General features: G+C 41.8%; 26 protein-coding genes. All 26 read right to left on the minus strand.

Going from position 1 to position 25707, the window contains the following annotated elements; genetic code table 11:
* Nucleotides 1-12: 12 nt before the first annotated feature.
* The 26 genes from J7I90_RS25045 to J7I90_RS25170 all read right to left on the minus strand — a co-directional run bounded on the left by J7I90_RS25045 (nt 13) and on the right by J7I90_RS25170 (nt 25685).
* Nucleotides 13-276, minus strand: coding sequence for an RNA-binding S4 domain-containing protein (locus tag J7I90_RS25045; protein WP_057915395.1), 264 nt, complete (start codon nt 274-276; stop codon nt 13-15).
* A gap of 23 nt (nt 277-299) precedes the next feature.
* Nucleotides 300-1772: a bifunctional methyltransferase/pyrophosphohydrolase YabN gene (yabN, locus tag J7I90_RS25050; RefSeq protein ID WP_214774347.1), complete on the minus strand. Its 1473-nt coding sequence runs from the start codon at nt 1770-1772 to the stop codon at nt 300-302.
* Entirely contained in the window at nt 1765-3387 is a 1623-nt protein-coding gene (locus tag J7I90_RS25055; protein WP_214774348.1) for a putative polysaccharide biosynthesis protein, read from the minus strand. The genes yabN and J7I90_RS25055 overlap by 8 nt, the downstream gene beginning before the upstream one ends.
* Before the next feature lie 221 nt (nt 3388-3608).
* Complete coding sequence (gene spoVT, locus J7I90_RS25060; protein ID WP_034316314.1) at nt 3609-4145, minus strand: stage V sporulation protein T; 537 nt, start codon at nt 4143-4145, stop codon at nt 3609-3611.
* A gap of 187 nt (nt 4146-4332) precedes the next feature.
* Nucleotides 4333-7869: a transcription-repair coupling factor gene (gene mfd, locus J7I90_RS25065; protein WP_214774350.1), complete on the minus strand. Its 3537-nt coding sequence runs from the start codon at nt 7867-7869 to the stop codon at nt 4333-4335.
* A 155-nt stretch (nt 7870-8024) separates the two neighbouring features.
* Nucleotides 8025-8255, minus strand: a complete 231-nt coding sequence (gene fin, locus J7I90_RS25070; RefSeq protein WP_034316319.1) for an anti-sigma-F factor Fin — start codon at nt 8253-8255, stop codon at nt 8025-8027.
* 105 nt (nt 8256-8360) lie between these two features.
* Nucleotides 8361-8921, minus strand: a complete 561-nt coding sequence (gene pth, locus J7I90_RS25075; RefSeq protein WP_095394532.1) for an aminoacyl-tRNA hydrolase — start codon at nt 8919-8921, stop codon at nt 8361-8363.
* 261 nt (nt 8922-9182) lie between these two features.
* The gene (locus J7I90_RS25080; protein ID WP_034316323.1) at nt 9183-9821 is read right to left on the minus strand and encodes a 50S ribosomal protein L25/general stress protein Ctc; all 639 of its coding nucleotides are present in this window, start codon (nt 9819-9821) and stop codon (nt 9183-9185) included.
* A 161-nt stretch (nt 9822-9982) separates the two neighbouring features.
* Nucleotides 9983-10735, minus strand: a complete 753-nt coding sequence (locus tag J7I90_RS25085; RefSeq protein ID WP_214774352.1) for an ATP-binding cassette domain-containing protein — start codon at nt 10733-10735, stop codon at nt 9983-9985.
* Nucleotides 10736-10748: 13 nt separating this feature from the next.
* Nucleotides 10749-11522, minus strand: a complete 774-nt coding sequence (ssuC, locus tag J7I90_RS25090; RefSeq protein ID WP_214774395.1) for an aliphatic sulfonate ABC transporter permease SsuC — start codon at nt 11520-11522, stop codon at nt 10749-10751.
* Nucleotides 11497-12663 (minus strand): FMNH2-dependent alkanesulfonate monooxygenase, encoded by a 1167-nt coding sequence (ssuD, locus tag J7I90_RS25095; protein ID WP_214774354.1) that lies wholly within the window; start codon nt 12661-12663, stop codon nt 11497-11499. The genes ssuC and ssuD overlap by 26 nt, the downstream gene beginning before the upstream one ends.
* 12 nt (nt 12664-12675) lie before the next feature.
* Nucleotides 12676-13656, minus strand: coding sequence for a sulfonate ABC transporter substrate-binding protein (locus J7I90_RS25100; protein WP_214774356.1), 981 nt, complete (start codon nt 13654-13656; stop codon nt 12676-12678).
* 311 nt (nt 13657-13967) lie between these two features.
* On the minus strand, nt 13968-14921 hold the full coding sequence (locus J7I90_RS25105; protein WP_034316329.1) for a ribose-phosphate diphosphokinase: 954 nt from the start codon (nt 14919-14921) through the stop codon (nt 13968-13970).
* A 15-nt stretch (nt 14922-14936) separates the two neighbouring features.
* Nucleotides 14937-16310, minus strand: coding sequence for a bifunctional UDP-N-acetylglucosamine diphosphorylase/glucosamine-1-phosphate N-acetyltransferase GlmU (gene glmU / locus J7I90_RS25110; RefSeq protein WP_214774358.1), 1374 nt, complete (start codon nt 16308-16310; stop codon nt 14937-14939).
* A 123-nt stretch (nt 16311-16433) separates the two neighbouring features.
* Nucleotides 16434-16640 carry a hypothetical protein gene (locus J7I90_RS25115; RefSeq protein WP_214774360.1) on the minus strand — a complete coding sequence of 69 codons (207 nt, stop codon included), beginning with the start codon at nt 16638-16640 and terminating at the stop codon, nt 16434-16436.
* A gap of 228 nt (nt 16641-16868) precedes the next feature.
* Nucleotides 16869-17165, minus strand: a complete 297-nt coding sequence (gene spoVG, locus J7I90_RS25120) for a septation regulator SpoVG (protein WP_034316332.1) — start codon at nt 17163-17165, stop codon at nt 16869-16871.
* A gap of 190 nt (nt 17166-17355) precedes the next feature.
* A complete protein-coding gene (locus tag J7I90_RS25125; RefSeq protein ID WP_214774362.1) occupies nt 17356-17730 on the minus strand; it encodes a RidA family protein in 375 nt (124 codons plus the stop codon).
* 13 nt (nt 17731-17743) lie between these two features.
* Nucleotides 17744-18568, minus strand: a complete 825-nt coding sequence (gene purR / locus J7I90_RS25130) for a pur operon repressor (RefSeq protein WP_214774364.1) — start codon at nt 18566-18568, stop codon at nt 17744-17746.
* A gap of 61 nt (nt 18569-18629) precedes the next feature.
* Nucleotides 18630-19499, minus strand: a complete 870-nt coding sequence (gene ispE, locus J7I90_RS25135; RefSeq protein ID WP_034316338.1) for a 4-(cytidine 5'-diphospho)-2-C-methyl-D-erythritol kinase — start codon at nt 19497-19499, stop codon at nt 18630-18632.
* A 323-nt stretch (nt 19500-19822) separates the two neighbouring features.
* Nucleotides 19823-19999 (minus strand): small, acid-soluble spore protein, alpha/beta type, encoded by a 177-nt coding sequence (locus tag J7I90_RS25140; RefSeq protein ID WP_034316340.1) that lies wholly within the window; start codon nt 19997-19999, stop codon nt 19823-19825.
* Nucleotides 20000-20150: 151 nt separating this feature from the next.
* Entirely contained in the window at nt 20151-20402 is a 252-nt protein-coding gene (veg, locus tag J7I90_RS25145) for a biofilm formation stimulator Veg (protein ID WP_034316343.1), read from the minus strand.
* Nucleotides 20403-20717: 315 nt separating this feature from the next.
* The gene (gene yabG, locus J7I90_RS25150) at nt 20718-21596 is read right to left on the minus strand and encodes a sporulation peptidase YabG (RefSeq protein WP_214774366.1); all 879 of its coding nucleotides are present in this window, start codon (nt 21594-21596) and stop codon (nt 20718-20720) included.
* Nucleotides 21597-21796: 200 nt separating this feature from the next.
* Nucleotides 21797-22675, minus strand: coding sequence for a 16S rRNA (adenine(1518)-N(6)/adenine(1519)-N(6))-dimethyltransferase RsmA (rsmA, locus tag J7I90_RS25155; protein WP_034316346.1), 879 nt, complete (start codon nt 22673-22675; stop codon nt 21797-21799).
* Complete coding sequence (rnmV, locus tag J7I90_RS25160; protein WP_214774368.1) at nt 22668-23231, minus strand: ribonuclease M5; 564 nt, start codon at nt 23229-23231, stop codon at nt 22668-22670. Before rnmV ends, rsmA begins: the two co-directional genes overlap by 8 nt.
* 253 nt (nt 23232-23484) lie before the next feature.
* Nucleotides 23485-24678 (minus strand): G5 and 3D domain-containing protein, encoded by a 1194-nt coding sequence (locus tag J7I90_RS25165; protein WP_214774370.1) that lies wholly within the window; start codon nt 24676-24678, stop codon nt 23485-23487.
* A gap of 239 nt (nt 24679-24917) precedes the next feature.
* Nucleotides 24918-25685, minus strand: a complete 768-nt coding sequence (locus J7I90_RS25170; RefSeq protein WP_214774372.1) for a TatD family hydrolase — start codon at nt 25683-25685, stop codon at nt 24918-24920.
* Nucleotides 25686-25707: the final 22 nt, after the last annotated feature.

Genomic DNA, 25707 nt, shown 5'->3' on the forward strand with positions numbered 1-25707 from the left:
CCAAGCCTGTCCTTACTCCTCCGCTAGCTTTTCTTCCTTTACGATGGTATACATTTCTGCAGCCGCTTCTTTTTTAGTCGTTTCTTGAATTTTATCGACACGTACCGTAACAAGCTTTTGACCGAATCTGACTGTCAGCTCATCGCCATCTTTTACATTCGAACTTGCTTTGGCCTGTTGTCCGTTAATCGTGATTCTCCCTTTATCCGCAACCTCTTTCGCAAGTGTGCGGCGCTTGATCAACCTTGAAACCTTTAGGAATTTATCCAATCTCATCGACATTCAAATCTCTCCCTTAATTAAAGTCCTTTAGCTTTTGCTTCATCCCAATATGAATCCAATTCTTCCAATGTATAATCTTCAAACTTTTTGTCTGCCCTTTGAATACACTCTTCTATATATGTAAAACGCTGTTGGAATTTCTGGTTTGCTTTGTAGACGGCTTCTTCCGCTTGTATGTCATAATAACGTGAAATGTTGACAAGCGCAAAAAAGAGGTCGCCCAGCTCTGATTTTATTCTTTCAACATCCCTGTTCGGACTTACTATTTCCTCTTCCAATTCCTGCACTTCTTCCCTGACTTTCTTCCAGGCTTCGGAAACCTCATCCCAATCAAATCCAACCTTCGCAGCCCTTTTTTGATACTCTTCGGCCCGAAGTAAGTTAGGCAGCGATTTCTCAATACCATCCAGTATGGAATTCAGAGCTTTTGTTTCGCCCCCCTTTTCATCTTCTTTGATTTTCTGCCAGTTCACCAATACATCTTCTTCACCGTTCACTTCAACATCTCCGAATACGTGTGGGTGGCGCCGAATCATTTTTGCCGTAATGCCCTCAATCACATCATCTATCGTGAACATGCCCTCATCTTCACCGATCTGTGAATGAAGCATCACCTGAAGCAGGACATCCCCAAGTTCACCAACCATACCCTCATCGTCACCCTCATCGATGGAATCAATCAGCTCATATGCTTCTTCTATTAGATATTTCTTCAAGCTTTCATGAGTTTGTTTCTTATCCCACGGACATCCGTCAGGACCTCTAAGTTCTGCGATGACCCGCCGCAGCTTAGAAAACTCCCTATATCGTAAAGCTTCATCTTTAACGGGCGGAACATAAACACTCGTCAAGTTACTTAACTCCATCTGACGGTCGAGTTCGAATAGGGCGCACTTTGTCACTTTTTCCTGACTGCTGCCTGCCGCAGTTACGATATATACCTCGTAGTCATCCGGTAGCTTTTCCATCAAAGTCAGCTTCACATCGGATGCACTGAATGCGTCATACACCTGTCCGATTATCATATGCTGGGTAATGTGTAAATCATCCGGTGAAAGATCCGTTCCATCCAATAGCTGAAATCCTTCAATTGGATCGATCCTAACAGCCTGAAATAATGGGTCAAGGAAACTTTGCCCGCCCTCGAGCTTAATGGCTATTCCAAGAGCCGGACCCTTTTCAAGCAAAAGCTGTACCGTTTTTTCCGCAACCATGGGATGCCCCGGAACTGCGTATAAAACGGAACGGTTTGAAGCCTCGTGTAATAATGTTTCGGCAATTTCTTCATATACAGCTTCAAATTGGTCGTGCTTTTCATATATCCCGTCAAAAGCCGTGAAATTCATTCCTTCCCTTTTCAAATCCCCGATTACCGGATGATCAGCCGTTCTGACGTAGCATTGTTCCATTTGTACCAATTTTTTATAAATCCCTAGTGGAAGCTGCTCTAAATCCCCAGCACCAAGGCCTATTATCGTAATCTCATTCATGATTTCGTATACTCCTATTCGTTATTATAAATCGTTTAAGCTTTGAACCTGCAGGTATAAGTGAAAGTTCCTCTTCACCAAATAAGCCTGCACGAATGGCGGTCATCACAAACACGGCTGCACCGATCCCTACTCCGATCAAAGCTTGGACTGTAGCTAACAACCGGCTATCGCCTGAGGACATCCATTCGAATAAACAATTGAATAAAACAACCGCCGCACCCATGTAAACCGTACTCTTCAGGATTATTAGCACATGCCGCTTTTCTATTAATGTTTTTTTGATATGTACTCTCAATACCACATAAAATAATACCGTCATGATCAAATATGCAAGTACTGTTGCCGAGGCTGCTCCCGCGATTTTGTAATGTGGCACCAGAACAAGGTTCAAAGCCCACTTGCTGCCCACCCCCACAATCGTGATGATCACCGGCACGAATGAATGACCTAAACTTTGAATCACTGCCGCTTCCGCCATTATGAGGGATGTGAATAAAATCGATAAAGAGAAAATTGCTAAAGTAATCGTCCCTTTAACATCAGTGAACAGCATATGATTGACAGGCTTCATCGTCACCACCAGCCCGATCGCAGCAGCGGCCCCGATCGTCGCACTTACACGAAGCGACAATTTGATCTTATTCAATAATTCAAGTTGACTTTTACTCTGAACGAATCCGGATATGACAGGTACTAGCGCCAATGCAAAAGAATTAGCGACGACTGTACCTAGCTGAAGCAACGGCTGTCCTCGATCATATACCCCTTTCCATTCTTTGGCTTCCCTTTCCCCCATCCCCGTTTCCCTTAACAGCGAATACAAGTGCAGTGAATCGACAAACTGAAACAAGATAAGGATCAAACCAGTAATGCAAAAGGCCAACCCTTGGAGAACCAGGACTTTGGAAATTTTGATGAAATTCACCGGTTTGATTCTCATTCGTAAAAAAAGCTTCCATTCTTCTCTTAAAATAACGAAGGCAATAAGCAGTACCAGGCCAATTATGCCGCCGGTTACCGAACCGAGGACCGCCCCTTTGCCGACAACATAAGGAGAGTAGCCAAGATGCACGAATATGGTGGAAAGGACCAGTATCGTCAATACACGGATGCATTGTTCAGCAACCTGCGAACTTGCCGTCGGTAACATGTCGTTTATTCCTTGAAAATAGCCTCTTAATACAGAAGAAATCGGCATTAATAAATAGGAATAGGCAACGATTCTCAGCAGACCGGCTAAATGCGGATCCTTCATCCATCCTGCAATCCAATCGGCGCCAAAGAATAGTGCAGCAAACATCATGACACTTATCGAACTTAAGACGATGAATGATGTCACCAATATGTCCCTGACCGCAAAGTTATTTTTGGAAGACTCCCGTTCTGCAATAAGTTTGGATATGACTACCGGAAAGCCGATTGTCGATAATGTAAAAGCAACACCGTAGAAGGGATAAACCTGTTGATAGATATAAAACCCGATGTCACCCGCAATGTTCTGATATGGTATGCGATAGGCCGCGCTCAAAACTTTCACGATAATCGCTGCAGCGCTCAAAATCAGCGCACCTCGAAAAAGTTCATTTGATGTTTTATAAGGCTTTTCAGCCATATTTTTTCCTCTTTTCACTCATATGTGGTAGTTATTATAGCATAATTCTAATGGGTATTTTTCAATTCCAGCAATACTGTAAATCATTTTCCATATTCACCTTGAAAAATATCTTCCCCCTCTTTATGTCCGCCCCATCCGGTTAACCTTTTAGAAAGAGCAAAAAGGACAGCGCGAATGCTGCCCTTTCCATCTTTTAAGATATAAATGCATGTCCAAGGTTACTGTTCCATTTGTCTAGCTAGGAAGCTTGCTGCTGTTTCAACCGATTTCTGTTCCACTTCACCAATGGTGCTGTCTTTAGAGAAAATCAAGACGGCACCAATGGGGTCGCCACTCGCAATGATTGGAGCTGCCGTATAAGATTGGACCTCTTCATCATTGGAATCAACGAATGAGACTTGTCCGTTCGGGGACTCCAAAACAGGATTTCTTTCTTCCATTATCTTTTCCACTAGGTCACTAACACTTTTGTTTAAGTATTCTTTTTTGGAGCCGCCTGCCACCGCAATGTAAGTATCCCTGTCACAAATCATAACTGGGTTTCCAAGGCTATCATATAGTGCTTCTGCATATTCCCTTGCAAAATCGCCTAATTCACTAATTGGAGAGTATTTCTTTAGGATGACTTCACCATCTCTATCCACAAATATTTCCAGTGGATCTCCTTCACGAATACGGAGTGTCCTGCGAATTTCCTTCGGGATGACGACTCTTCCTAAATCATCAATTCGGCGAACGATACCAGTTGCTTTCATCTAATGTTGCCTCACTTTCATCTAATTGATTTGATAAATCCTCATTTTGTAGCAAAATCATCACCAGCTATTGTACTTAGTATTTTTCTAATGGTAAGTTCTATGCACTTTGAAAAAATTTTTCTTTTTGTTGCATCTTTTTACCATGGTACCTAAAAAAATTTCTTCAAGAGGATTATCATCAATTTTAGTTTTTAGTGGCTTGCGTCTCTTTTTTTACATACGGTAAACCCTTGGCCATCTCAAATAAGATATTGAGCCATTTGCTTTGTTCCACGCCTTTTATGTGCAGGACCAGCTTCATTCGATTGCCGTCCATGCCGAAGCCCACCATACGGCCATACTTCGATCCCAGCTCGAACACTTTTTGTCCATCCACATCGCTGCTGACCTTTTCCCTAAGGAGAATGCTGATTTCCTGCTTTAATTGTTTAATGCTTTCAATTCCGGCCTTTTCAGCATATACCTTCATTTCGGCAATCATGAATAAATAGGAAACCTCTTCTGGATACTCTCCGAAACGATCGATCATTTCATCCTGTAATTCTTCCACTTCTTCAAGTGAAGCGATACCTCTGAACCTTTTATACATTTCTATCTTCTGATGTCCATCCATTATGTAGGCATCAGGGATATAAGCGTCCACTTCGACGTCAATTTCCAGTGTGTTCTTCTCTTCGGCTGGTTGGTCATTGCGTTTCGCATCCACCGCTTCTTTCAGCATTTGTGAATACAGATCAAAACCGACCGAATCGATGAAGCCATGTTGTTGAGCCCCTAAAATGTTTCCAGCTCCCCTGATGGATAAATCACGCATCGCAATTTTGAAACCTGAACCCAATTCTGTAAATTCCTTAATGGATTGAAGACGCTTTTCTGCCACTTCCGTCAACACTTTATCTTTCCTATAAGTGAAGAATGCATATGCCACCCGATTGGATCGACCTACACGGCCACGCAGCTGATAGAGCTGTGAAAGTCCCATTCTATCCGCTTCATTCACGATAAGCGTATTGACATTCGGGATATCAACACCCGTCTCTATAATGGTTGTACTTACCAAAACATCATATTCGCCTTCCAAAAAGCCGAACATGACGGCTTCCAGTTCTTGCTCTGTCATTTGCCCATGAGCATAGGTAACACGGGCATCGGGCACAAGCATGGAAATTTCTTCTGCTTTTCTTGCTATATCCTCTACCCGATTGTAAAGGAAATAAACCTGACCGCCCCTGGCCAATTCCCGTTCTATCGCTTCCGTTACCAATGAGCCATTATACTCCATGACATAAGTTTGGATCGGAAACCGGTTTTCAGGCGGAGTTTCGATGACGGACAGATCCCTCACGCCCAACATCGACATATGAAGGGTCCTCGGAATCGGTGTCGCAGTCAAAGTCAGTACATCCACATTAGTTTTTAACCGTTTGATCTTTTCCTTATGTGTAACGCCAAAGCGCTGTTCTTCATCAATGATGAGCAATCCCAAATCGCGGTACACGATATCTTTGGATAAAATCCTATGCGTGCCCACCACAATATCCACCGTGCCGGCCTTCAATCCTTTTATCGTCTCCGTTTGCTGCTTTTTAGTCCGGAAGCGGCTCATATGGCCAATCGAAATCGGATAATCCTGAAAACGCTCCCTTAATGTTTCATAATGCTGCTGGGCGAGGATTGTGGTCGGAACTAGAAACGCAACCTGCTTCCCATCCATTATGGCTTTAAAAGCGGCCCGGATCGCCACCTCTGTCTTCCCATAACCAACATCGCCGCATAATAAACGATCCATCGGCCGTTCCCGTTCCATATCCTTTTTGATTTCGACTATGGAACGTAATTGATCTTCCGTTTCGTTATAAGCGAATGATGTTTCGAATTCCCTCTGCATATCACCATCAGGTGAAAAGGCATACCCCTTTGCCGCTTCTCTTTCTGCGTATAACTTGATTAAATCATCGGCAATGTTCTCAACGGATGATTGAACCTTGCTTTTGACACGTTTCCATTCCGTTCCGCCCAGCTTATAAAGCTTCGGCTCTTTTCCTTCAGAACCGACATATTTTTGGACAAGATCAATTTGGTCGACAGGAACATACAATTTGTCATCCGCTTGATAACGAATATTCAGGTAATCTTTATGGACCCCATTTATTGTAAGGGTTTCAATACCCAAGTATTTACCGATACCGTGGTTAACATGAACGACATAGTCACCGATCTTCAGTTCGGAATAACTCTTGATTCGCTCTGCATTCGATAGTTTCTGTCTCCGTACCGATTTCTTTGACTTCTTATTGAACAATTCCGTTTCCGTAATGATACTGAATTTTTGCATAGGCAATTCAAAGCCGCTATTCAGACTGCCGCGTAAAATCTGTACTTTACCTGGAAGGATGCTGTCAGCATTAAACAGTTCTGCGGCCTCTATATCATAGTCGGCTAAAACCGAATGCAGCTTTTTTACCCGTTCTTCATCCTGTCCAAGTATGACGACTGTATATTTCCCTTTTTTCCAACGTTCCAGTTCAGCCTTGAACACATTCATCTGTCCATGGAAATTTTGCATTTGTTTACTGGCAAAATTCAGGATATTCTGAGGATTCGTATGCGGTACATGCCGTAAAAACAATGAAAGGTATACAAACGGCCTGCTGGATTTCATTATTAATTCCTGCATGGGATGAGCCAATTTAATGTCATGGATGATTTGTCCCTGACTTAAAAGGTCCGTGTACCAACCAGCCTCTTCTTTTTCCAAAGAATCATTGATTTCCTGGATTCTACTGATTTCATCTAAGAAAACCAAACCGTTTACCGGTAAATAATCTATTAAACTAGCTGGATCTTCATACGCTAAACTTAAGTATTTAAAGATTTTGTCGGGTATATTCCCCATTTTCAGCTGTTCAAGTTCATAACTGATCGTTTGGACCAGCTGTTCCTTGGTTTTCTCGTCCTTAAGTTTCTTCAAGCTTTTACTTAATCCGCTCTCGAGCCTAGTTATGATTCTTTCGATATGCTCCGTCTCTAGCAAAGCCTCACTGACGGGACCGATCGTCACTTTCTTGAGTTTCTCGATGGATCGCTGATCTTCACTTGAAAAAGTCCTTATTGAATCTATTTCGGTATCGAATAATTCAATTCGTATTGGATTAGGTTCGGTGATCGGGTAAATATCGATGATACCGCCCCTGATACTGAATTCACCTGGAGAAGCAACCATTTCAGACCGGTTATAACCCATGGCAATGAATTTATTAAGCGTTGGTTCAAGCTCGATGTCTTCCCCTAGATTAAACGCTAGCTGATGCCTCTTCCAAATATCCTTTGGAGGAAGCACACGACGCACCCCGGGAATCGGGGCAATGACAATCCCTTTCTTTCCCTCTGCCCAGAAGTTCAATGCCTCGACACGTTGGGCCCTTAATTCCGGGCTGGCAACACTCAAATCAGCCGCAATCAATTCATTGGCTGGATATATATATAATTCTTCCTCGGGAATGAAACTTGATAAGTCCTCATGGAATTTTTGTGCTTGCAATAAATTATGGGTAACCAATAAAATAGGCCTATTCGTTTTTTCATATACGGAAGCCAGCAATAGCGATCTCGAGGAACCTGTGAGACCTGAGACGATTTGCTCCTTAAGCCCTTCATCGATGCCGGCTATTAACGAATGAACATCATCTTGTTTGGAGAACAAGTTCTGCAATCCATTCATTTTCTTTCCCCCCTCTCTTTAACGTGCGAAAAACCATTTGCTGTATTTGAACTTGGCCATCACCAAGATCCTCTTTATTAACGGAAACTTTTATGTGCCCTGGTATTCCAGACAAACGGAAAAATGCTTTGGATTTTGTCCAAAGCCCTCTCCCGCTAATGAATAATATAATCGTTTTCATATAAATCAGGGTTTCTTTGCAGTGATTCATGGCAATCTTCACATATCGCCCTTACATGCATATCCCCTTCAGAATCATAAACGATCATCTCTTGTCGCTCTTCATCGGTAAGTTGATTAAAACCTAACTGCTCCGTACTCAGTGAGTGTGCCTCGATTGAGCCCAGCTTAGTTCCGCAATGTCGGCATCGATAATGGAGAGCCATTTGGTAACCCCCTATTTTTGTAATAGTGTTAGTATGTACAAAAGTAGAGGGTTTTTATTCAGCGAAACAGGAAGATATTATTCTTTACTTATATCTACTCTCTGCTTATTGGTTATATTCGTTCATGACCTGTATAAATGGTTTTTCCAACCAGGCTTCACATGAAGCTGCGCTTTTTTCGATCGTTGCCCCGACATGATCCCATTCTTCAGGCGAAAAACGCCCTAATACATAGTCAGATACCGGAATGCGGCCAATCGGGCGGCCAATGCCTATTCTGATTCGATTGAATTCCTGTGTACCCAAATGGGCAATTGAAGATTTTATCCCGTTATGACCGCCTGCACTTCCTTTTTGACGAAGGCGAAGCTTTCCTGGAGGCAAATCAAGGTCATCATATATTATGACCACATCCGCGATGTCCACCTTAAAGAAATGCATGACAGCCGAAATGGATTCTCCTGACAAATTCATATAGGTTAAAGGTTTCAGCAATAAAACTTTTTCTCCCTTTACCATTCCTGAACCATATATCCCCTTATGTTTTGCTTGATCAAGAGAGATCGACCATCTCTTGGATAACTCATCTATTACTTCAAATCCGACGTTATGCCGGGTTTTTTCATATTGTTTACCGGGGTTCCCTAACCCTACAATAATTTTCATGATTCACACTCCGTCATTACGGTTATTTAGGGAGTTACACTGGGACGAAGTTTTTCCAAGATCATTGACCTTAGAAAAATAGTACCCTAATTTCAAGCTGGACTGCAAGCGACCGGAGAACTAATTAGGTAAAATCCAAATTAAAGGATTCCATTACGAAAAAATCTGTCCGATTTAAATGGATGCACCCAGAGATTGAAAAGACGTAACTCGTTAAGAGCTACGCCTATTATATCATGATTCACTTGTTTAATCCCGGCATCATGACTCTGGTGATGCCTTGGTTTCCCTGCCTTCTTCATTTTCAGGGATACCGCCGTCCTGCTGTTCACCTGTACTTATTTCCTCTTCCTGGCGAGGAGCCAAAACAGATGCAACAACTTCTTCACCATCGTGGCCGATTGTAACTTGCTTATTCGTTTGGATATCGGATATGTAGATTGTATCCCCTACCTGAAGTTCGGTAACGTCAACATCGATGGAGTCAGGAATGTCATTAGGTTTAGCCGTGACCGTCACTTCATGAAGAGACTGCTGAAGGACCCCACCGTCTTTCACACCTTTACAAACACCGACAAGGTTAATGCGAACTTGTGCCTGTAATTGAGCGGACATATCCACAATTAAAAAGTCTGCATGATAAATGGAGTTTTTTAGTGGATCCTTTTGATAGTCAGAGAGCATGACTTTGTAACTCTTACCTTCCAAGTCCAAAGAAATGATTCCATTACGGCCTATTTCCTTGATTGTCTTTTGAAGCTCGATATTATTGACGGAAATGGCCGTACTGTCATTTTTATTGCCATATACTATCGCAGGGATTTCGCCGCTTTCCCTCAAATTCCTTAAATTAGAGTGTTTTGAATCCGTACGTTCTTTTGCAGCTAATATATTACTCATACATCCTCCGCCTTCCTAAATATGAATTACAAGTTTCTCTATATTTAACATTCCCCTAAATGGTGAATCATTAAACATGAAAGGTAAAATCCGATGGGAGCAAGAAGGCGATAAACATATGGTAAACTTAGGAATTCCCTGTGAAATCTTTTTTCTCTAATTCAAGCGTGAATCGCTTTTTTTTCCATTTTCCCCTCAACTTGCATCACTCGGTCAAGGATTTGGGCTGCTAGTGATGAGTATTGCATACTATCCTTTTTCCGTGGTCTTGGCAGATTGATTTCCTTATTCAAGACAACTTTGCCTTCTTCGATTAATATGACACGGTCGGCAAGCATTACGGCTTCTTCAACATCATGTGTAACGAGTAAGGCAGTAAAATCCCTTTTTCTCCATAGTTCTTCAATCAGCCTTTGCATGCCAATCCTCGTTAAAGCATCCAATGCCCCTAGCGGCTCATCCAAGAGGAGAATGTCAGGTTGGTTCACCAATGCCCTCGCTAATGCAACCCTTTGTTTTTGCCCCCCAGATAAAACGGACGGCCAATCATTTGCTCGATCTGCAAGGCCCACTTGCTCCAGTAACTCCATAGCGTTTGACTTCCAATCCCCTTTCAAGCCTACGCCAATATTTTGAAGGATTTTTTTCCAAGGAAAAAGCCTGCCATCCTGAAACATCGTACGTGATGATTTATTTAATCCATTCAATGGTTTTCCATTCACCAGTATCTGCCCGCCCGTCGGCTTTTCCAGTCCTGCCACAAGGCGAAGCAAGGTGCTCTTTCCACATCCACTCTTACCGACAATGGCTATGAATTCTCCTTTTTTAAATGTCAGGTCCAGCCCCTTTAATACTTTAAACTCCCCAAAATCCTTTCTTACACCCTGCAACTCCAACGAATTTCCATTTTTCATGTTAATGACCTCCTCATTGGTATGACGGATGCCACTTTAAGCATCTTTTTTCAATTACTTTGGCCGCAACGTCCGATATTTTTCCTAATAAGGCATATAAGAGAATACTAAGAACAACAATATCCATCCTCATGAATTCACGGGCATTCATAGCCATATATCCAATTCCGGAATTAGCGGATATTGTTTCTGCGACAATTAATGTGACCCACATGATTCCAAGTGAGAAGCGGATACCCACCAAAATGGATGGAAAGGCTGCAGGGAGAATCACATTCCAGAATAAAGAAAAACCATTCAACCCATAAACCCTCGCCGCTTCGATTAATCCCTTATCCACCGATTTAACACCATGAAATGTATTTAAATAGATAGGAAATAGAACCCCTAAAGCGACAAGGAAGATTTTCGCTTCTTCTTCTATACCAAACCATAGAATCACCAGCGGTATTAAAGCTAAATGCGGAATATTACGCAACATCTGAAGCGAGGTATCGAATAAGGTTTCAGCAATGGATGATAATCCATTTAGTAAACCTAGTACAAAACCAATGATCCCGCCTATTAAAAAGCCGATGAAGGCACGCTGAGCACTTATGCCGATATAATCAATAAGTTCACCAGTCCCCAGTAAAGCAACACCCGCTTGAAACACATCAGTCGGGGCAGGCAATATCCGATCCGACAGAATCCCCCACAAGGACAGCAGCTGCCAAGTTACCAAGAGAAGAATGGGCACAATCCATGATATGAGGTGGAACTTATTGAACTTTTTGTTTAACTTCATCTTCATTTTCACTTCCTTTTGTAGGGTAGTGGTCATTAGCCAGTATTTCCCCGAATGGGCTCGTAGCTTTTGAAACGGTTCCTTGCAGCCTTTCAACAGGGAGTAAAGGGAATAATAATTCCGCAACTCTGTACGCTTCTTCAAGATGAGGGTATCCGGATAAAACAAAGGATTCTATTCCGATTTCTTCATATTCCTTCATTCTGGCAGCAACATTTTCTGCACTCCCGACTAGTGCCGTACCCGCGCCCCCGCGCACAAGACCCACACCGGCCCATAGGTTAGGGCTGATTTCAAGCGAATCCCTGCTTCCTTTATGAAGTTGCGACATCCTCTTCTGACCCACTGAATCAAATCGTTCAAAAATCTTTTGCGAATTTTCAATCATTTCATCATCCACATATTTAATGAGTTCGTCCGCTGCCTGCCAAGCTTCTTCTTCCGTTTCTCTTACAATGACATGCATCCGTATGCCAAATCTGACCTCACGTCCATATTCTGCCGCCTTTTTACGCACCTTTTCAATTTTCTCAGCCACTTGCACCACGGGCTCTCCCCAAGTCAAGTACACATCTATATGCTTTCCTGATATATCGATGGCCGGGTCGGAGGAACCGCCGAAATAGAGTGGCGGGTATGGTTTTTGTACTGGTGGCAACAGGATGTCCCCGCCTTCGACCTTTAGGTGCTCCCCTTCGAAGTCCACTTTACCCCCGGACATTTCCTTCCTCCAGATATCAAGGAATTCATCTGTTTGCCCATACCGTTCCTTATGATTCAGAAATACGCCATCACCCGCCAATTCGACGGGATCCCCTCCAGTCACTACATTGATCAAGAGACGTCCATTCGAAAGCCGGTCGAAGCTCGAGGCCATCCTGGCTGCCAAGGTTGGCGACATTAAACCCGGACGAATCGCAACTAAAAATTTCATTCTTTCCGTTGCAGAAATCAATGAAGAACCCACGATCCAAGCATCCTCACAGGATCGTCCCGTTGGAAGCAAAGCCCCTTCAAATCCCAAATGATCAACCGCCTGTGCAATTTGTTTTAAATAAGGAAGTGTAATCGCTCTCCCTCCCTTTGTCGATCCTAAATAGCGACTTTCCCCATGTGATGGCAAAAACCAAAATACTTTCATTTTATTTCCCCCTTAATTTTTATTAACATCTGCAGATGCATCTAGAACATTAATTTTGCTTGGAATTAATTTAAGATTGTAAAATGTATCGGCAATATTTTGTTGATCATCCAAAACCGTACTGGAAATCTCCTCAAGTCCGTATTCTTTTCTTTTTAATGTTTTTTCCAATGCCTCCACACTCATTCCAATTTCCGGAGATAAAAACTCAGCGACATCCCTTGGGTTTTCTTCAATCCATTTATCAACTTTTATCAGTTCTTCTTTGATGATCTTCAACGCCTCTTCATTCCCGGCAAATGAATCATTGGCCAAGAAGAATTCTCGATTAGCAACCAGTCCTTCTCCATCCCGGATCGTTTTCGTTTCAAGCTCCAATTCCGCCGCTGATAAAAATGGATCCCATATTACCCAGGCATCGATTTGGTTTCCTTCAAAAGCAGCTCTCGCATCAGCCGGTGGCAAGTAGACGGGCTGAATGTCATCAAGAGTAAGACCTGCTTCCTCTAATGCTTTGACCAATAGGTAATGAACATTTGAACCTTTATTCAAGCCAACCTTCTTTCCCTTTAACTCTTTCACATTTTTAATGGGTGAATCCTTTTGTACGACTATAGCCTCTCCTGATGGGTTTGCCGGTTGATTGGCAATATAGACAAGTGGTGCCTTGGCTGCTTGTGCAAATACCGGCGGCGCCTCCCCTGTATGCCCAAAATCAATGCTGCCGACATTCAAGGCTTCAAGCAGCTGAGGTCCTGCAGGGAATTCAGTCCAATCGACGGTATATCCCACTTCTTTTAAACGTGTTTCCAGATTCCCTTTTGATTTTAAAATATTTAATGTCCCGAATTTTTGATAACCGATTTGGATGGTTTTCTCTGATTCTTTTGCGTCAGCACTTGTGGAGCTGTTCTTTTCCTGCCCGCATGCACTCACTATCAGCATGAAGATGCTGAAAATGGACAACAGCCATATCTTTCGTTTTTTCTTCATATTCTGCACACCCTTCTTAAACTTTTTATCTAAAAATAAAAGGCTCCTTTCCTTCACCAATTGGACAATAGGGCAAATGTGGCCTAATGTTCAATGGTAAGTGAAAAGGAGCCTTCGGTAGTCCGATCGGCATTAACCAGTATGCACTTGCATAGTACAGTTTTTCATTCCATGAAGATGAATTGTATTTTGTATGGTTATTTTATTATTACTATTCTCATCTGTCAACTAAGAATTAAATATTTTCTGAAACTTTTAAACGAAAACACGGCGAGCCCAAAAGGCCCGCCGTGTTCCATTTTATTTGGTTATCAATCGAATAATGTACTGACTGATTGTTCCTCATGCACACGAATGATTGCCTCTGCAATCAAAGGTGCTACAGAAAGACCAACGATTTTATCAATTTTCTTATCTTCCGATAGGGCAATCGAGTTAGTCACGACCAATTCCTTGATCGTTGAATTTTGAATCCTTTCGATGGCAGGACCTGAAAGGACAGGGTGTGTACAACAAGCGTACACTGCTTTAGCACCATTCTCCACGAGGGCATTGGCCGCTAATGTAATAGTTCCTGCAGTATCGATGATGTCATCAATCAGTATTGCTGTCTTCCCTTCAATATTACCAATGATGTTCATGACTTCAGCCACGTTCGGTCTTGGGCGGCGCTTATCGATAATGGCGATCGGTGCTTTTAGGCGATCGGCCATTTTACGGGCACGTGTTACACCACCATGATCTGGGGAAACGATGACGATATCACTTAAATCTTTTTCCTTGAAGAAATCAGCTAAAATCGGAACGGCAACAAGGTGATCGATCAGAATATCGAAGAAACCTTGAATTTGAGGTGCGTGAAGATCTAATGTGATTACACGGTGGGCACCAGCCGTTTCTAAAAGATTTGCGACAAGTTTAGCTGTAATTGGTTCACGCGCACGCGCTTTACGATCTTGGCGGGCATAACCGTAATATGGCATTACAATATTAATCGTTTTAGCTGAAGCACGTTTAAGAGCATCGATCATAATTAAAAGTTCCATTAAATTTTCATTGACTGGTTGGCTTGTTGATTGGATTACGAATACATCACAGCCACGGATACTTTCTTCAATATTAATTTGAACTTCACCGTCACTGAAACTTGTTACACTACATTTTCCAAGTTCAACACCGATTGCTGCAGCGATTTCCTGAGCTAAATCGAAGTTTGAATTTAAAGAGAATACTTTTAAATTAGGATCTAAATACTGATTTGACATGATGACCTCCGTCGGTTATTTATTAAATTTCAAATTCTTGACATAATCTTCTTTGTTAACTTGACGAGCCCGGGCAACGGATAGGGCTTGCTGCGGTACATCTTGCGTGATGGTTGAACCAGCAGCTACATATGCCCCTTCTCCTACTGTCACAGGTGCAACCAGATTGGAATTGCAGCCTATGAAGACATTGTCTTCAATCTTCGTCAAATATTTATTTTTCCCGTCGTAATTCACGGTAATAGATCCACAGCCTATATTAACATTCTCCCCAACCTCTGCATCACCAATATAACTCAAGTGTGAGGCCTTGCTTCCTTTGCCAAAAACGGTCTTTTTAATTTCGACAAAATTACCGATCTTAACGGAATCCTTAATATCTGATTGAGGTCTAACATGTGCGAATGGACCGATTTTAACAAAACTTCCAATACTGCTTTCGTGCACAACCGATTGGAGGACTTCCGTTCCATCACCAATTTCACAATTACTGATTTCCGTATTCGGGCCAATTAAGCAGTCCTGCCCGATGATACTTTTTCCTTTAATGAATGACCCAGGGTTAATGACTGTATCCTGTCCGATTTGCACATCCGCTTCAATGAAAGTTGTAAGCGGGTCGATGATCGTTACACCGTTCCTCATATGCTTTTCATTGATGCGTTTCCGTAAAATTTGCTCAGCCTGCGATAAAGCCACACGGTCATTCACACCCAATGTCTCCTCGAATTCACTGGATTGGAAAGCCGTCACCACTTCGCCTTCTTCTTTTAAGATTTCAATAACATCCGGTAAGTAATATTCTCCCTGGACATTTTCATTCGAAACCTTTTTCAGCGCGCTGAATAATGCTTGGTTGTCGAAGCAATATGTACCGGTATTTATTTCCTTAACATATCTTTCTTCTTCCGAAGCATCCTTATGCTCGACGATTTTTTCTACAAGCCCGCCTTCACCGCGAAGGACCCTTCCATAGCCAGCAGGGTTATCTGCATATGCTGTTAAGATTGTTGCTTTCGCCTGACTTTGCTCATGCAAAGCTATAAGCTCTTTCATTGTTTCCGCTTTAATCAGAGGCGTATCACCGCAAATAACAAGGGTCGTGCCACTTTTTGCGGATAAAACGCTTTCCGCTTGCATTACAGCATGTGCCGTACCTAATTGCTGTTCTTGTAAGGCATACTTGCATGAATCACCAAGTTGATCTTGAACCTTTTCAGCACCATGGCCGATGACTGTTACAATATCTTCTATTTGAAGTTGATTGACTTGATCGATAACATGTTGTACCATTGGTTTCCCGCAAACAGGGTGCAAAACCTTATAAAGCTTAGATTTCATCCTAGTACCTTGCCCAGCGGCCAATATTATTGCATAGCGATTACTCATAACAGGCCTCCATTTTCACCTTTTTATCCACTAAAAATATTATCTCAAATAGTGATTCTTTTCAAGGTAACAATTAAAAGTACATATAATTGTCAACCAATCGGGTGAAAAATTCCCGTTATCCTACAGCTTACAAATGCCAGCATTGGACCTTGGAGCATTATTTGGGATCATGAAATGAATGATATATGCCCGGTCAATGTACAGAAACATCCTTTCCTCCCCTTTATCCCAAAACACTTCCACGACCGCGCCATGCCCTATATACAAGCCTTCTGGCAGCACTGCACTCGTTGTTAACCCCCATTCCGGGATTAGGTTACCATTCATTTCATTAGAGAGATTCTCTTACAGGAATTTCAATTTCCGGTTGAACAAAAAGGTTTTAAAAATAAAAAGGATGGGTACTTAAACTTTAGATAACACCGTAAGTTTTACAATTGATGAGCGGATAAGTTCTAAACTTATCTGTTTTTGAATAAATAAAAAAGAGCACTACTTATGAAGTAGGCTCTAGATGCACGAATTATAAATTTAAAGTTTAAAAGTAAGATTATTTTAAGAAGCACCTGCTCCAGCTTCCTCTAATTCAGTTTCAAGTTCTCCCAATCGATGATATTCTGTCAAGACAGCTTCTTGAATTTTCCCGCGTGTCGAGGAATTGATTGGATGAGCGATATCCCGGAATTCTCCATCTGGAGTACGTTTACTTGGCATTGCTACAAATAAACCATTGTTTCCGTCGATCACACGAATATCATGAACCACAAATTCATTATCCAGTGTAATTGATGCGATAGCTCTCATACGACCATCCGTATTCACACGGCGTAATCTTACGTCAGTTACTTCCATTTAAGCTCACCATCCCTTTTTGTTGTTGTTAAAACTTAAAGTACATATTCAACAAAAAAACGTGAACTCCTTCTATTATCTGTAATTTTTTTAGAAAATTCAGCCTAGTTTTTAAAAATATTAAAAATCACCCATATAATACAGGAAAATTCCCCATTACGAATGCCCTGAAAAATAAAAAAACGCCCGTTTATTTAACGAGCGCTACCACTTCTATTTCCACTAGTGCATCTTTAGGAAGGCGAGCAACCTCTACACATGAGCGGGCTGGTTTGTGAGCAGAAAAATATTCTCCGTATACTTCATTAATCGAACCGAAATCGTCCATACTTTTAATGAATACTGTAGCCTTAATGACAGTTTCCAATGAAGCCCCAGCTTCTTTCAATACAGCTTGGAGATTCTTAAAGACCTGAAGTGTTTGTTCCTTGACATCCCCAGTCACCATCTCACCAGAAGCAGTAAGCGGGATCTGTCCAGAACTGAAAAATAACGTATCCACAATCACGCCTTGTGAATATGGTCCAATCGCTGCCGGTGCTTCATCAGTATGTATCGTTTTCATGAAATCATTCCCCCTATTCCTTTTTCGTAAAATAATTCCCACGGCTTACATTGATTTTCTTGTCTCTTTCGACCACCTGCGTCAACTTGATTAATGAAACATAGTCCTCGACAAGGCACTCCTCCGTATGCTCGGATTCAACCAGCACTGCAATTCCGGCAACTGTTGCCTTGAATTCATCCAATAGACTGACCATACCGTTAATGGTACCCCCAGCCTTCATGAAATCGTCTACAATCAATACATTCGAACCCTCAACCAAGCTTCTCTTAGAGAGTACCATAGTCTGGATCCTCTTTGAAGATCCTGAAACATAATTGATGCTCACTGTAGAACCTTCCGTTACTTTATTATTCCTACTTACAATGACAACTGGAACATTCAAATAATTTGCCACGGCGTATGCTAATGATATCCCTTTGGTTGCCATCGTCATGATGACTGAGACATTTTTCTTGGCATACATTGAAGCGATTATCCTTCCAACCTTATTCACGGTTTGCGGATGCCCTAATATGTCTGTCATATATAGATAACCGCCAGGAAGTAGCCTTTCGGGACTAGCGATCGTATCGCATAATCCGTCAATGAAGGCATTGACTTCTTCTTCCTTGATGGAAACAATATATTTCACTCCGCCAGCCGCACCTGGAACGGTTGTTAAAGAACCTATTCCGCGTTGTTCAAAGGTATCTTTGATGATGGTCAAATCTTCACTGATCGAGGACTTTGCCGAACTATATCTTTCAGCAAAATAAGTCAGCGAAACTAGTTCACCTGGATGTTCTAATAAATAATTGGTCATATCGACTAGCCTCTCGCTGCGACGAAATTTCATTGAGACACCCCCTTTGTGAATTCCGAATATTATATTGCAACTATACCACTAATGTACGTTTCTATTCAAGATTGTTTCGATCACCCAACAAACGGACCGCATAGACCTGATCACAGAATCCGCGAAGGCCATTGTAAATCCTCTGCATGCGCGAATCATGTTCCACCAAACCAAAAACGGTCGGACCGCTTCCGCTCATCAAGACCGAATCTGCTCCAAATGTCTTCATTTGATCTTTAATGTTCGCAACCTCCGGGTATAACTGCAATGTCACTTGTTCAAGAACATTCCCCAACCCTTCACATACATCGTGATAATTGTTTTCCATAATAGCCGAAATCATTCCAGGTACATCCGGATGCTCCATTTTTGAAGTTTGGAGCCTTTTGTATATATCGGCAGTCGAAACGCCGATCGTCGGTTTGGCCAAGATGACCCAGCACTTTGGCGGTGCAGGAAGATGCGTGATCTTTTCCCCGCGCCCTCTTGCCAATGCCGTACCTCCATATACACAAAATGAAACATCAGAGCCAATTTCAGCTCCGATTTCCGCAAGTTCATCCATGGAAAGACCAAGCTTCCACAGTCTATTTAAGCCTCTTAAGGTTGCTGCGGCATCACTGCTGCCACCAGCAAGTCCTGCGGCTACAGGTATATTTTTCTCTATAGTTATGGAAACACCTTTATTGATTCCAAAACGTTCCTTTAGAATAAATGCAGCTTGATAAGCCAAATTCCGGTGATCATCCGGAACAAATCGATTATGGGATAGAATTTGAATATGATTTCCCGTTATTTCCTTTAGTTCAATTCTATCGGCAAGGTCGACTGTCGTCATGATCATTTCCACCTCATGATACCCATCAGGCCGTTTGAAAAGCACATCCAAAGCCAAATTGATTTTAGCCGGGGCTTTTTCCATAAGCTTCAATATGTCCACCTACTTTAACGTTCTTAAAAGTTCTTGTCCTATTCTATCATATTTGTTTATATTCTAAAGGTTTTTTCATCGTAATTTCAATGTAATGAAGCTAAGATTGGCCCTTAGAGGAGAATAGACACATGTAGGCACATTGGGGGGCAGCCACTTCCTGCATCCCAAAAGACTTGCTACATATCCATATAGCATTCACCGATACATAAAAAAACCAGACTCCTTAACTACAATGTAAGCAAAAATGAATAGAGCTATACATTGTATAAAGAGTCCGGCTTCCATCAACATGACGGCATGATACAATTAAGTGTTTTATTTTACTCTTTGTTCACCAATTGACGTTGTGCTTTTTCGATGGCAAGTTTTACCATGTTTCCTGCGTCCCTGGCCCGGATTCCTCCCCAGCCTTCTTTCTGGACAACATCGTAAAATCCAAGTTCCTTAGCCAATTCCTCTTTAAGATCATTTGACATAATCCCTTTTTTCCTGCTCAAGCGAAGCAACCCCTTTCACATGCCGTCACATGCCTAGTGTTTGCAACATACGCTATTTCATTACATCCTTTTTAAGCCTTTATTGGGGCTCACAGGATATTATATACAAAACAAAAAGCAGCAAACAAAATTGTTAGCTGCCTCGTCTAAGTTACATCTCTTGTTGTTTGTTTAAAAATGTTAGTTCTACGGTTTCCGTTAAAACATCCGCATAGCTGTAAGATACTCTTTCAAACGCATTTTCATCTTGGTCGAGCTCAATTACAAAAACAGCCGGATAAGTTTCCGCCAAAGTTCCAAATCGTTCTACAGTCTTTCTTCTTCCACCGTTTGCTTTTAAGAGCAATCTTTTACCCAGGTTTGAATCAAGTGCAGTTTTAATATCAGCTAGAGTTTTTGGCATTTTCGGTCCACCTCACTAAGTTAAGTATATCACAATTTACAAATATACGCAAACAAAATAATAAATTATATCAGCACTTAAAAATGTAGTCAATATATTTTTATCTGAAATTCGGCAAAATCGCGAACAATTTTATTATATCCTGGGAAATGAAAAATTATGTAAACGAACTATTCCATTATTTATTAAGCCGAATTTTCGTAAATAAATCATTGCCTACGAACATTGCTCCACAAATAACCCATTTTTTTGTGAGGATATCCGAATTCTCCCCCCTACCAAAAGCAAGCTGCATTCTTTCAAAATGCAGCTCGTTCATTCTTCCTGAAATGGCTTGAAAGGCAACCCGGTCCGTAACACCCCTTTTGTCTCAATTCCCCCCAGCCCCTTCTCTCCCGTTAATGTATTCCGAAGGACATCCCATACATGAATATGATCGGAAAAAGGCGTAAAGCTTATCTTTCCGACGATATATACCGGATCAAGAGCATGTATATTGACACGGGAAGGAGAACTTGCGAAATTTGCCCCCGCTTGGATCAGCGATTCAAAATGCGACTGACAAGCCCCGGCAAAAATAATCAGTTGGTCTAAATGAGAAACCTTCCTTCTCGCTTCTCTAACTGTCTGTACAAAATCCTTTGAGTGACGGTAGGCATTAATATCGGACATCGGTCCTTTTGATTTTGAATAGGCATCATGACCGGTGACAACAAGAATGTCCGGCCGATAATGATCCAGCAACCCCCCGATCCTTTGAGGCATTTCCTTTTCATTGCAAAAGATGCCATTGACCGGAATACGGAATTTCTGATATAGATCCATGCATTTCCTTAAGTAAGATGCATCCCCATCAACATGGAGCACCCTCCCTGGTATTTGAAAATATTCACCGCTATACCGATAGCCATTACTGGATTGATAGCCGTTTTTTTGTTGTTGCAGCTCTAGATCTTGCGTTAATAAGCGGTCAGATTGTTCTTGTAGTACCTCATTCGACCTTTGTCGATCATTTCTTTCATTATCATTAATAATCATTAAATCTTGAAAAGGTGCATCTGCAATCAGTCGTATATCTTCCCCATAAAGAATAGCTTCACGCCTTCCGTCAATATCACGGATATCAATTACCCGGAACAACACGTCGCATTTATAAGAAACCCGACCAACAATATCGTTTATTTGAATATTCATGGCCCCACCCCATGAGAAGACTTATTTTCAGCCCGCCCTAGTTTATTTTCATTCTTAAGTTATGCGAACCAATCTTGAATGGTGAAAGGTGAAGAATGATTACATTTTCGGGTGTTTCGATCATGATGGGCCAATTTCAAAATAAAAAAAGCCGGAAGCTGGGAGTGACCCCATTCCGACTTGAATCTTTCACTTTTTCTTTATTTGAAATTCGGCAATAACGCATCACTTAAGCGGCCAAATTCTTTGATGCTCAATGTTTCGCCCCGTCTGGAAGGATCCACTTCCGCGGCTTCGAGAGCGGCAAGTATGTGTTCCTTTTTTGATTTACCATCTGGCATCTGACTGGTTAAGTTATTTAAAATCGTTTTCCGACGCTGTGCAAAGCACGCCCGGGTCACAGTGAATAAGAAATCCTCATCCAGGACCTCGACGATTGGCTTCACGCGCCTAGTAAGGCGGATTACAGCTGAATCAACATTAGGCTGAGGCATGAAAACCGTTTTTGGTACGATCATCACTGTTTCGGCTTCTGTATAATATTGAATGGCAATGGATAAAGAACCATATTCCTTTGTCCCAGGTTTTGCGGCAATTCGGTCAGCCACTTCTTTTTGCAGCATGCACACGATGCCTCTAATGGGCAAGTCCTCGGACAATAGCTTTAAAATGATCGGCGTCGTGACATAGTATGGCAGGTTTGCAACAACCATCAAATCCGAGAATCCAGCAAATTCATCCTCGATGACCTTCTTGACATCAGCCTTAAGAACATCCCCGTGAATGATGTTTACATTGTTATAGGGAGACAGTGTATCCGATAAGATGGGCAGTAGACGCTGATCAATCTCAAAGGCCGCAACCTTTTTGCTGCTTTTCGCCAGTTGTTCCGTCAATGCCCCGATTCCCGGCCCAATTTCGATGGCGCCGCTTTCCTCTGTCAAATTGGCATGTTCGACAATGCGTTTCAAGATATTCGTATCGATTAAAAAGTTTTGGCCTAAGCTCTTTTTAAAGGAGAATCCGTACTTCTTTAATATTTCTTTCGTTCTGACAGGGGTTGCAATATCCTTATTCATTTTTTTCCTCCTGAATTATCTGTACCATCGCTTTCTCAAAAGCCTCAGTTGATATTTGGAACATTTTTAGTCTCTTATATAACTGTTTACCATTGGTATACCCGATTTTTAACATAGATCCAAGTTTTTCCCTTCGTTCCTTGGCACCGGATCCCCCGATTAAACCTGCATCTATTAAATCCTGCTGTGAAATCTCTTCTGAAGCCTCTTCATCCATTATTTGGGCATCCTTTAACGCATTACGAATTGCCTCGGGAGAAGCATGTTCCACACCAATTCCTCTACCTGACTTAGGAAGGGCTTCCTTCTTCGTTAAAAAGGCGTGTTTACACCCTTTTACTTGTTCCGAAATGATATTCCTGATTTTTTGACCAGGAAAATCAGGGTCAGTGAAAATGATGGCTCCACGTGTCTTTTGTGCAAGCCTCACCTGTTCGATACAGGACTCATTCACCGCTGATCCGTTGGTTTCTATTGTATCAGCATTAACAGCCCTTTTTATCGCCACCGTATCGTCTTTTCCTTCTACAACAATAATTTCTTTAATCTTTTTCATGGTTTCCTCCATACAGAAAAGCGCAGGCGCTTTGATTAGCTCTTGGATAATCGTAACCGGTCCCCGTAAAAAACCTTTTTGGGCAGAGAATCCAGTCTAGATTCATTTATGAAAGTTTACAGCATATATTGAAATCTTATGGAATGGTGAGACGTCTATCTTATTAAAACAGTTTTACATGGGGTTTTTCAACAAATGGAAAATAAAACGCAAAAAACAGGAGACGAATTCATCTCCTGCGAGAGAAACCTTATTAGTCCAATACTCGAATCTTTACTCTCTTTACACCCCAGCGATAGGCATCATTTTTTGAAGAAAAGAAGACGTCAATCCTATTTCCCTTTATTGCCCCGCCTTTATCAGCTGCTACAGCATAGCCATATCCCTCTACATATACTTTCGACCCCATGGGAATTACGCTTGGATCGACAGCAATGATTTTCGCACCCGGATTACTCTTTAGATCTACTCCTGTGGACGTGACTCCGGAACAGCCCTTACAACTGGCAGTATAAGCTGTTGAAGATACGTATATTTCTTTCCCGCTTGAAGAACTAACGTTAGTTACTCCCCGTGATGCCTGCGCAACCGTCGTTCGAGTTCCGACCGTTACAACTTTATCCTGCTTTTTATTAACTACTTTTTCTGAAAGTAATTCTCTTTTGACCTCTTTGCCATTTTCTTTAACAACTTCATATTCCTTGGAAATGAGTCCATCTTTTCCCTCTTTGACAATTTTCTCTTTCCCTTTTGATAAAGAGTCATCTTTTTTAGTTATGACAGCAAAGTCAACTGGTTCTTCCACTACATCGGTGACTTTTTCAATTCGAACTACGTTTACCGTATTCTCAGCTTTAACTTTTTCGGTTAATTCTGGCTCAACTCGATCCAAATCATTGAGTTTTACTCCTTGTTGCTTTAAAAAGTCAGCGACAGTAGTCGAAGTTGACCATACCTGCTTTTCGTCTCCACCTACCACTAATTTAAGTGAAAAGGCTTTGTCTATGGCAACTTCCATATTCGCTTTCAGCTTCGTACTTTTTGAAGGGGTGATCTTATCCTGTTCCTTCACACTTAGATTTTGGTCCTTTAAAAGTTCATCTACCGTATCTGCGGTGGACCAGACTTCCTTCTTCTTACCATCCTGTACCATGACGATTTTTTGTGCAGGCTTCCAAACCACCTCCAAATCATCATCAACCTTTGTGGCTCTTGATGGGTGGACATAATCCGCGGCTTGAACGTTAATCTCTAAGTCTTCCAACATATCATTTACAGTAGCCGCGTGTGTACGCACTACCTCTTTTTTTCCATCTAGCATGATTGTTACTGTATCCTTTGTTCCTTGATATATAAGTATTCCCAATGCTGCAGAAACAAGAATAGCACTGCAAATGGCCATTGCCATTCTCTTCTTCCCAAAAGGTTTGGGAATAAGGTTTTTCATAGTTTTTAATAGAATGAAAAACTCCTCCTTCCTCCCGGTGATTATATAGACTTAGTTATCAAGCTGTCAACCCATTCACTTCTCATTCAGGAAATTACTTCCTATTATGCATACTCCATATTGAAAAGGAAAGGGCGACTTCTCGACATAATAAGCCTATAGTTGGAGTGAAATTTGTAGAAACCTTAAAAAATGCGATTTTAGCTAGCAAACTCCGGGGGATATTGTAAAAAAAAATGTCAGTTAATGCCGAATAATTTCTTGGCATTTTTCGTTGTTGCCTTTGAAACTTCCTCTATTGTAAGTTGTTTGATTTCTGCAATTTGTTCAGCGACAAGTTTCACATATGAGGGTTCATTACGCTTCCCTCTATAAGGATGTGGAGCCAAGTATGGACAATCGGTCTCAATCAGTAAACGGTCTAAAGGTACGGCTGCTGCCACTTCCTTAGGTTTTTTTGCATTCTTGAAGGTCACAGGGCCTCCCAATGAAATATAAAAATTCATATTGATGCACTCTAAAGCCGTTTCTGCACTTCCGCTAAAGCAATGCATGATGCCGCCAACCCTTGATGCCTCTTCTTCCTTCAGTATGTTCACGATATCCGCGGTCGCTTCACGATTATGGATGATAATGGGCAGCCCCACCTTTTTGGCCAATCGGATCTGCTTCCTGAACACCTCCATTTGCACATCTTTCGGAGATTTATCCCAATGATAATCCAGACCCATCTCCCCAATGGCCACAACCTTTGGATGATTGGATAATTCCTCGATCCATTGTAAGTCGTCTTCTGTCATATCTATAGCATCCACAGGATGCCATCCGACTGCGGCATACATGAAATCATAAGTTTCTATTAATTCCATTGCCCTTATAATGGTAGGCCGGTCAAAACCAACGACTACCATATTATCGACCCCTGCTTCCTTAGCTCTTCCTATTACGTCTTCAAGATCCTCGTTGAATTGTTCCGCATTAACATGTACATGTGTATCAAATAACATTATTTTTCTTCCTTTCTAGCAC

It is taken from the genome of Bacillus sp. ISL-57, assembly GCF_018613135.1.
GTDB classification, from domain to species: Bacteria; Bacillota; Bacilli; order Bacillales; family DSM-1321; genus Peribacillus; species Peribacillus frigoritolerans.